The sequence below is a fragment of the Anaerosporobacter sp. genome, assembly GCF_965301125.1.
Window position 1 is genome coordinate 1 of record NZ_CBDLAM010000036.1, and the last position, 8,961, is coordinate 8,961.

The 8,961-nt window shown below is 33.7% G+C and carries 8 protein-coding genes and 2 pseudogenes; 3 read left to right on the plus strand and 7 right to left on the minus strand.

What is annotated here, in order from left to right:
- A partial coding sequence (locus ACW2QF_RS05935; RefSeq protein WP_455715078.1) for an ABC transporter permease occupies positions 1-1,557 on the minus strand: 1,557 nt, incomplete at its 3' end.
- 278 nt (positions 1,558-1,835) lie between these two features.
- On the opposite strand from ACW2QF_RS05935, the gene ACW2QF_RS05940 reads away from it, so the two are divergent.
- Positions 1,836-2,729, plus strand: a complete 894-nt coding sequence (locus ACW2QF_RS05940) for an EamA family transporter (RefSeq protein WP_455715079.1) — start codon at positions 1,836-1,838, stop codon at positions 2,727-2,729.
- Between the two features lie 96 nt (positions 2,730-2,825).
- On the opposite strand, the gene ACW2QF_RS05945 is transcribed toward ACW2QF_RS05940, so the two are convergent.
- The 6 genes and pseudogenes from ACW2QF_RS05945 to ACW2QF_RS05970 form a co-directional block, all read right to left on the minus strand.
- On the minus strand, positions 2,826-4,046 hold the full coding sequence (locus tag ACW2QF_RS05945) for a class I tRNA ligase family protein (RefSeq protein ID WP_455715099.1): 1,221 nt from the start codon (positions 4,044-4,046) through the stop codon (positions 2,826-2,828).
- A pseudogene (locus ACW2QF_RS05950) lies at positions 4,044-4,673 on the minus strand (class I tRNA ligase family protein); the annotation flags it as partial. The gene ACW2QF_RS05945 and the pseudogene ACW2QF_RS05950, both read right to left, overlap by 3 nt.
- 58 nt (positions 4,674-4,731) lie before the next feature.
- The gene (locus ACW2QF_RS05955; RefSeq protein ID WP_455715100.1) at positions 4,732-5,340 is read right to left on the minus strand and encodes a C40 family peptidase; all 609 of its coding nucleotides are present in this window, start codon (positions 5,338-5,340) and stop codon (positions 4,732-4,734) included.
- A gap of 36 nt (positions 5,341-5,376) precedes the next feature.
- Positions 5,377-6,249: pseudogene (locus ACW2QF_RS05960) on the minus strand (M56 family metallopeptidase); the annotation flags it as partial.
- Positions 6,250-6,269: 20 nt separating this feature from the next.
- Complete coding sequence (locus tag ACW2QF_RS05965) at positions 6,270-6,686, minus strand: BlaI/MecI/CopY family transcriptional regulator (RefSeq protein WP_455715080.1); 417 nt, start codon at positions 6,684-6,686, stop codon at positions 6,270-6,272.
- Between the two features lie 192 nt (positions 6,687-6,878).
- Positions 6,879-7,364, minus strand: a complete 486-nt coding sequence (locus ACW2QF_RS05970; RefSeq protein ID WP_455715081.1) for an HD domain-containing protein — start codon at positions 7,362-7,364, stop codon at positions 6,879-6,881.
- A gap of 164 nt (positions 7,365-7,528) precedes the next feature.
- On the opposite strand from ACW2QF_RS05970, the gene ACW2QF_RS05975 reads away from it, so the two are divergent.
- Positions 7,529-8,014, plus strand: a complete 486-nt coding sequence (locus tag ACW2QF_RS05975; RefSeq protein ID WP_455715082.1) for a pyridoxamine 5'-phosphate oxidase family protein — start codon at positions 7,529-7,531, stop codon at positions 8,012-8,014.
- A gap of 85 nt (positions 8,015-8,099) precedes the next feature.
- A partial coding sequence (gene fliB, locus ACW2QF_RS05980; protein WP_455715083.1) for a flagellin lysine-N-methylase occupies positions 8,100-8,961 on the plus strand: 862 nt, incomplete at its 3' end.

Sequence of the window (8,961 nt, forward strand, 5' to 3'; positions counted from 1 at the left end):
AATTGTTGATATATTATAGATTTCTATATCGCAATCTAATTTTTCATAAGCATCCACAACAACACTGACCATACTATTAGCAGCAGAAGTAATTGCAAGGATTGATAATATAGAAATTACGATTAACGTTATATTACTCAGTAATATCTTCGATGTACGAAGATTATTTGTTGCAAAAAATAGAGATTTATTCTTGCCACGGAATAGTTTACTTAAGAATACGGATAAGAAATCAATCACTTTTGGATAAGCAAGTATTGTTCCTATAAGAGAAACAATCAATAAAATTGGTGATAGGTTAGTTGTTACGTCTCCGCCAAAGAAATAAATTAGCAAAGAAGCCACAATTAAACAGCAACCTATTATGAATTTCTTATATCCCACGTGCATGGAGACACGTACGTCGTTAAGAATAACGTCTTTCACTTGTAATTTTCCTATCTTACGAACTGGTAAGTAAGAAGATAGTAGGGATAATAGGATTGCAAATATAGCACCAGATATAATGTAGCTTGGTCTAATACTTACTTGTTCATAGATGCCGTACTTCTTCAAAGGGGAAATGAGTCTAGTTATTACATGCAAGGCAAGAATACCCAAACCAGTACCAAGCAATGCACCAATGATTCCGTAAAAGAAACTTTCTAAACGTAAGATAAATTTTACTTTTCCAGTAGTAGCTCCTTGGCTTAGGAAGGTACCAATGGTAGTTAATCGTTCTGTAATAATAAGTTTGAAAGTACTATAGATAATTATGGCACTCATAGCAACTACAATCAAAAGCATTACATATAGGATGCTACTAAAGCTTGAGAATTGTTCCTTCACAGTATCCATATCAAAAAGTTCTGAAGCGTTAAAATCCTTATTAGCTTCATCGAAAGATTCAATTGCTTTATCTACGTTACCATCTATAGATTTTGCAGTAACGAAGTTATATTGGCCCTCAACTCCAAACTCTTTTGCAAGATATTCATATGGAAGAAACATAGAGAATGAAGATTCTGTATCATTGTAGAAAACGCCATCTGGAGCAGATATAGCAGATACAGTTAGTTCTTTGGCAACACCAGCTATAACGATGGAGATGGTATCACCTAGTTTTAAATTACGTTCTTTTGCAATACGTTGCGAAATAATACAAGAGTTATCTTTGAATAAATCTAGAGATCCCTCGGTTAATTGCTCAAGTGGAATATTAGAATTCTCTCTAGCACGTATGGATACAGATCGGGTAGTTTCATCATCTGTATCAATATTGTCTGTTATGATTCCGTTAACAACGATTTCTTTCGTGATACTATCTGGCTCTATACCAGCTGTATCTAATTCCTTACAAGGAAAAAACGATAACCCCTTATCGTTTGGTTCAATTACTAGGTCTTGTTCTTCATAAGAGGCCACTACAGGTTTTACTAAGCTATCTAGAATGATATCTACTAAACCAGTACTGGTAACTACAAGTCCTGTGCTCATAGCGATTGCTATGAGGAGTAGTAAGAACCGCCCTTTCTTTTCTGTCATGCTCTTTAGAACATATTTAATAAAGACTTTCATGTATACTCTCCTTTACTTATCAATAGATAATATTTCCATATGCATTAGTGATTATACCAATATGTAGAAAAAACAACTAGTGAAATTTGTAATGAATTTCATTAGAAAAAAGTTAGAAATATATTACATAAGTAACAATGAGGTGACAAATGTCATATTTCTTGTAAATCGGCTTAAGTAATTGAGAAATATTTTATTTTTACTTTTTAGGACTTCAAATTTTGACAAATTTCGTGTACAATTGTTTAGAATTTATATTAGAAAAGAGGAAAATATATATGTGGTTTTGGTTAGCTTTAGTGGCTCTGCTTTGTTGGAGTGGATCTGATTTGTTTAGTAAGATGGGATCCAGACCAGATGATAAGTTTAGTCATTTAAAGATGGTTATGGCTGTTGGCCTTGTTATGGGGCTTCATGCTATGTATGAAATATTTGTTACAGGAACACCAATTACAATGGGTGATTTTATGGCGTATTTGCCAGTATCATTATTGTACATTGGATCAATGATAATTGGATATGTTGGACTTCGCTATATTGAACTATCGATTTCCTCGCCAATTTGTAATTCATCTGGTGCAATTGCAGCACTTGGTTGCTTCTTATTCTTAGGACAGAGAATGAATGGACTTCAAACATTTGCGGTAGCGCTTGTATGCATTGGTGTATTTGGTTTGGGGCTTGTTGAGATGAAGGAAGATGACGAACTTCGTGCTAAGAGACAAAGTACAGCAAATGTGAAATATACGAAAAGTGTTCTGGCTATCTTACTTCCTGTTTTATACTGTATCATTGATGCAGCAGGAACAGTAGCAGATAGTCTTGTATTAGAAACGCTAAATGAGAATACAGCAAATGTAGCTTATGAATTAACATTTCTTTTCATGGGAATCATTTCATTCATCTATGTTGTTTTTGTAAAGAAAGAAAAATTAACGATTAAAAGAGAAAGTCCTAAATTTATTGCAGCTATCTTTGAAACAGCAGGACAATTTGCCTATATCTTCGCAGTTGGAGCTAACGCAATCGCAGCAGCACCAGTTATTTCAGCCTACTGTGTAGCGTCTGTATTGTGGAGTAGAATCTTCCTTAAGGAAAAATTATCAATGAGACATTATGGGATGATTACCATTTGCGTAATTGGTATTGTCATTCTTGGTACGATGGAGTAGTGGTAATATAAAAAACAACTTTTCCGAGTTGAATGCCATTTTGTGAATATATATATGTTCATATATGGTACACAGCTATGAAAAGTTGTTTTTTTGTTAAAACTGGCTCTCGTGTTTCTTAAAGAAGTCAACCTTCGTCTCCAGATATTCTAACTTTGCATTGGATTCTAGGAAAAATGTAATTGGTTCAAAGATATAATTCCAATTCCAAATCTTTTTGTCAGCATGAAGATAGGTTCGAATCATTTCACAACCGCTTGGAGCAATGGAATGTAATAATGTCATAATTACACGGACTGCATGGAAGGAATCAATTAGCACTTGCTTTCGAAGCTCATCATCGCCTGAAGTTTCAGCTTGCTTCATGGAATTAACCCAGTATTTATTCGCATTTCTAATATACGTATCTAGTAGATATGTTAAGGAATGGAATTCGTGATTATACATACTAAGTTCGAAATCAAGTATTGCGTTCTTGCCCTCTTCTAGTACGGAAGCCGTAATTGCTCCTTCAGGAATCTTGCTATCATAATATTTCTGAACCGTGTAGAAACAGGAACGAACAAGTCTGTTGAATACATTGGTTAATAAGTTCCCTTCTTTTAATACAGTATCTGCAGCTTTAGGTTCTGCATTAGGTATATAAGGTTTGGGTTGGAAGTTAACGCTCTTATTGGACAAACCAAGGCTGAGAAAATGAATTCTTAATTGTTCAGGTGTGTAATAGGATAGTAAATCCTTTGCCATAGGAGGCTTTATATCAGAGCTACTACTTGCCTTCTTATCTAGGAAGAGGATGTGATTGTTAGCGATTAGATGAGGTAGTTGTAACTGGCCATCATCAGGAGTAATCGTGCTATCACCATCTTGTAATGCCATGAATAATCCCATCTGTGCTACACCATAGAAGTAGATATTATCTTCTCCAATGAATTGATATACCATGGAGTCTTTAGAATTCCACCATTCTTTCCAAGCATCTTCTGTATCTCCATTTTGCATAAGATACGTCTTTGTAAATGAAATCGGAGCCCATAAGGATTCAGGCCAAACCCAGAAAGTAAGAGGCGTATCATCGGAATCAACTTGTGGTACTGGAACGCCCCATTCAATGTTGCCTGTAAGACGAAAAGGTACAAGTGTTTTACCTGTTCGATATTGTACACCATGAGAAGATAGCAGTTCCTGAGCTGTCTCGCGATCTGATAAAGCTTGAAAAACAAGGGTGAGAGAAGATTTACTTGATTCTTCAGCAATTTTATAGGGAGGTAGTTTGTCATGTAAGGAAGCTACCACATGTTCATAGTCTTTCTTCACGTAGATACATGGCTTCTTCAAAAATTCTTCTATTGTATTAAGAAGGTATTTACGGTGATTTGTGTTTATTCTTAAGTAATTATTTCGTTCATTCAGTAGATCTCTATAGGCTTCCAAATCAAAATACCAATTGGCGACCATTGTAACATCTGGCTTCAAACCAGATAATGTGCTGATCGGATCAATTAAATCACAAGGCATATATTGGTGACCAAGGGAACATTCATCTGCATAGGCTTTATCAGATGAGCACCCTTGAATTGGGCATTTACCTACAACTTGACGACCATTTAATAACACTTTAAACTTTGGATCATAGAATTGTGAATTTGTTAGTTTCTTTAAAACACCTTTTTTATAGAGTTTTTTAAAGATGGTAGCCGATACTTCATTATGAACTTTTGCAGCTTCATCAAGAGCAGAAGCAGCAAACAGATTAAGGCTAATTTCATAGCTATCTAAGGCTTCTTTTTGCTTTATATGATTACTACGAACATAATCTTGTATGGTAAAGGAATCATCCTTTTCTAATTTTCTATAACTTTCTAAAATTGGTGAACCATAACAATCTGTACCAGATACGAAGATTACATTGTCTTCACCGATACGATCACGTAGGAATCTCGCGTAAGTGTCTGTAAGATTTTAAACAGATTTTGTCAAGGTAAATTTTCTTTGATTAGTATTACTGTAGAACTCTTCCTATACTATAAACAGGTCTATAGTCGATAGGAGATATCTTCACACCTTCCTTTGGATTTGATGCATGAATTACCTGATCATCACCAAGATAGATTGCTGCATGGCCAACTTTATTATCATTGTTGGCATAAAAGACAAGATCTCCAGGTTGTATATCTTCTTGGTCAATTGTAGGTAGAGAGTTACATTGTTCTAAGCTGGTTCGTGGAAGTGTATAGCCATAGAGGCTATAGATATACTGTGTAAAACCACTTGCATCAAAGCCTGTTTCAGGAGAGTTACCACCATAAATATAGGAAGAACCTTCATATGTCTTTAATTCTGTTATAAAGTCTTTAAGAGAGAAGTTTGGTGAATTCTCATCTGTATTTGTTTCAATAGAAGTGGTATTTTCTGTGATTTTCGTACTTAGATCAGTAGATGTCTCGATATGACCTATGGATTCTTTGGAAAGAGGCTTCATTTTATCTGTATTATCTTTTGCAAAAGAAAATACAGAAGTAGTACATAAGATAAGTGCTAATACCATAATAATAAGAATACTAGTTTTCTTTTTCTTAGTATCAAGTATGGATTCTAAACGATTTTTCATTCTTTTTTTACCTCCATTAAAATTAATAAATAATAATTGGTGTATTTGGTTTTGATTTGAAGCTGTTTGTAATAATGTCCTACTATATTGTATACGTTCAGTTATAGTAGCATTATTTAGTACAATACTGTCACACGAACTTTCACATAATTCATTCCATAACTTGATGAATAAATATATAATCGGATTATACCAATGGATGGATAAGCAAACGAGTAGAAGCCATTGCAATAGGATATCTTTTCGTTTAATATGTACAAGTTCATGACGAAGTATATAATTTAGTTCTTCGTTCGTATAAGTATTAGAAGGAAGGATAATGATTGGATGAAATAATCCAATGGTAATAGGACTTCTAAGGGATGAACTTATACGACAGGTGACAGAACTATTTATCTTTAGTTGCTTTTTATTTATGTTTAATAGTTGAAGTATGGATTGATTAATTAACGGTGTTGTAGTACGTTTTAAAGATTTGTGAAAGAGATAATATGTAATTAGATGGTAGCTAAATACAATGAAAGCACCGAAAGCCCAGATTAGATTTATATGTATCTGAAATGCCTTCGCTGTTACAGGAACAATGATAGGAGAATCGTTGTTTATTACTACAGAATTAGAGGGCATTTTAGTAAAGTATGTTGTATGTGAGTTGCTTTCTAATAAATCTAGAGATTTTGCAGATTCCGTTATCTCTTTATCGACCCGCGGAGTCGTTAGTGTAAAGAGTGAATTTTCCGCAAATGGGCGGAATGGAATTAAGTAAGCAAATAGTAGTACCATACAACATAAGTATAGACAAATGTTAGATAGATACTTTCTTAGTATTTTTTGAAAGAAGAATAGTAGGAGCACTAGGATAGACACTAAAATGCCATTGTTCATATAAGTTAATAACAAACTTTTCATAAGGGTTACTCTGCTCCTTTCTAGAGTTTATCTTCCATAGCCTTTAGCCAAGCACTTAATTCTGCGATATCCTGTTTGTCTAGCTTGGTGTTGTCGCAAAAAGAACTTACTAAATTACAGATAGAATTTTGGTGATATTGCTTTACAAAGTGTGATGTTTCAAAGTGAATATAATCATTTTCTTTTACGATAGGATAATAAGTTCTTTCTTTACCTAATTTTTCACTTCGAAGAAAACCACGGTCAATTAATCGATTTAACAATGTGATCAGCGTTTGAAGTTTCCAACCTTTTGCATTGCCTAGTTGTTCCATTAATATAGCAGTAGTTACTGGTGGAGTGTTTTGCCATATAGCCGACATAACTTCAAACTCTGTGTCTGGTAAGCGTGTAAGTTGATTTGTTTCTTGTTCTTTGTTATCCATAATAATTATCATGCTCCTTTTTGCGTATTCGTGTAAATGAAAGGTACAAATTACCTCGAATGCTATTATCTACATTTGTCTATGATGATATTCTACAACTGTCTATAATGAATGTCAAGGGTTAATGTCATGAAGTAATATGACTAGTGAAAATGGTGTTGGTTAAAGTTACTGATGAATAATTAAGAATATTTATTATAATAGTTAAATTGCAAACATTGTTTTACAGAGTTCTTTTCCTGTAGAAGTTTTGAAGATTTTTTGGTATGCAGCTTTAATTGCCTGTTTATCAAGAGAATCTTCATAAAGGTTAACAAGAAAATCAGCTTCTATTAATATTTGATAATCAATTCCATCTACGACTGTATAAGTATGGTGATGTCCAACTAGGTAGCATACTCTGTCTATGATTGATTCATCTAGGTTTAATTTTTCAAGAAGATTTTTGGCGAGGATAGGTCCTTCTTGTTCTTGCAACTTTCCATTACATCTTCCGTACTTTTCTTCAGAAACTTTAATACCAATATCATGTACAATAGCAGCTATTTCAAGAGTTTGTAGAGTTGTAGTATCAAGTTGTTCCATTTCACCAATTAATTTAGCAAAACTATGTACTTTGATAAAATGTTGGATCCGTTTGGGATCTCCAGTATAGTAAGTAATCATTTCTTGTAACAAGGTTACAATCATATAGTAATCTCCTTTATAGTGATTAATCGTAAATATTTTAATCATTGTAGCATTTCATATAGAAAAGTACCATACTTTTTTAAATTCTAAATTGACAAAATTTTCTTAGGTCAATACAATAACATATATACTATTAAATTCAGCAGAAGGGAAACATTAATATTATGAGAAGAAAAGATAGAGAAATTAAAGATCCAGAAGAAATTCTAGCAATCATGAAACAATGTGATGTATGTAATATCGCAATCTGTGATAAGGAATATCCTTATGTGATACCACTTAATTTTGGAGTGGAGTATGAGAATGGGGAGTTTACGATGTATTTTCATAGTGCTACTGCTGGGAAAAAACTTGATTTATTACGCGAAAACAATAAGGTAGCGTTTTCTATGAGTTGTGCACATAATTTAGTTGTTGGGGAGATGGCATGTGAATGCACCATGGAATTTGACAGCGTGTGCGGTAACGGGACAATGGAAATACTAGGTGAGGAAGAGAAAATGGCAGCACTTACAAGTGTGATGAATCAGTATCAACCAGGTGTAGAACATAAATTTGATACAAGACTTTTTAAAGTGATTTCCGTGTTAAAACTCACAGTAAATGAAATATATGGTAAACGATTAAAGAAAAAGCATGCAATGGAATAGTTACATATTTCCTACATTCGGTACTTGAATATTTGGGAAAATGAGCGTATGATGATTGCGAATAAGACATTTTGGAGGAATGAATATGCTATATTCAGTACCGGATTATTATAATCGATTCAAATGCATTGCAGATCAATGTGAAGATACCTGTTGTGCTGGATGGGAGATTATGATCGATCCAAAAACGTTACAAAAATATAAGAATGTAAAAGGCGGTTTTGGTAATTGCCTTCAAAATTCCATAGATTTTCATAGAGGTTCTTTTAAGCAGTATAATCATCGCTGTGCTTTCTTAAACGACGATAAACTCTGCGATATCCATGCAGAACTAGGGTCTGCCATGTTGTGTGATACCTGTAGAAAATATCCCAGACATATGGAAGAGTATGAAGGAGTACGGGATTTATCACTTTCTATGTCGTGTCCTGAAGTGGCAAGAATCATACTAAGTTATGGTGATCGAGTACGCTTTCTAACAAAAGAAAAAGAAAGTGAGTCGGAACCATTTGAAGGTTTTGATTTCCTACTCTACACTAAATTATCAGATGCAAGAAACTGCATTATTGGAACTTTGCAGAATAGAAAATTAGATGTTAACTTAAGAGCAGCCATAAGCTTTGCATTAACACATGATTTACAGAATCGGATTAATAATCAAGAATATTCTACAATGGAACGATTAATTAATCGTTATAAAGCAGATAAGGTTGTTGATCATATTATACATAAGTTACAATCATATCAATGTAAAGAAGAAGAACGATTCAAAATCATACAGAAACAGTTCTCTTTATTATTCCGTCTTGAGGTGTTAAGAACAGAGTGGACAGATGCAACTAGGTCAGCTTTTCATGAGTTGTATGGGGATGGAGTAAAGAAGTATCTAACAAATAGAAAGCATTTCTTAGCTTATATGAGTCAGAATGAAGAATTAGGTATTCCAT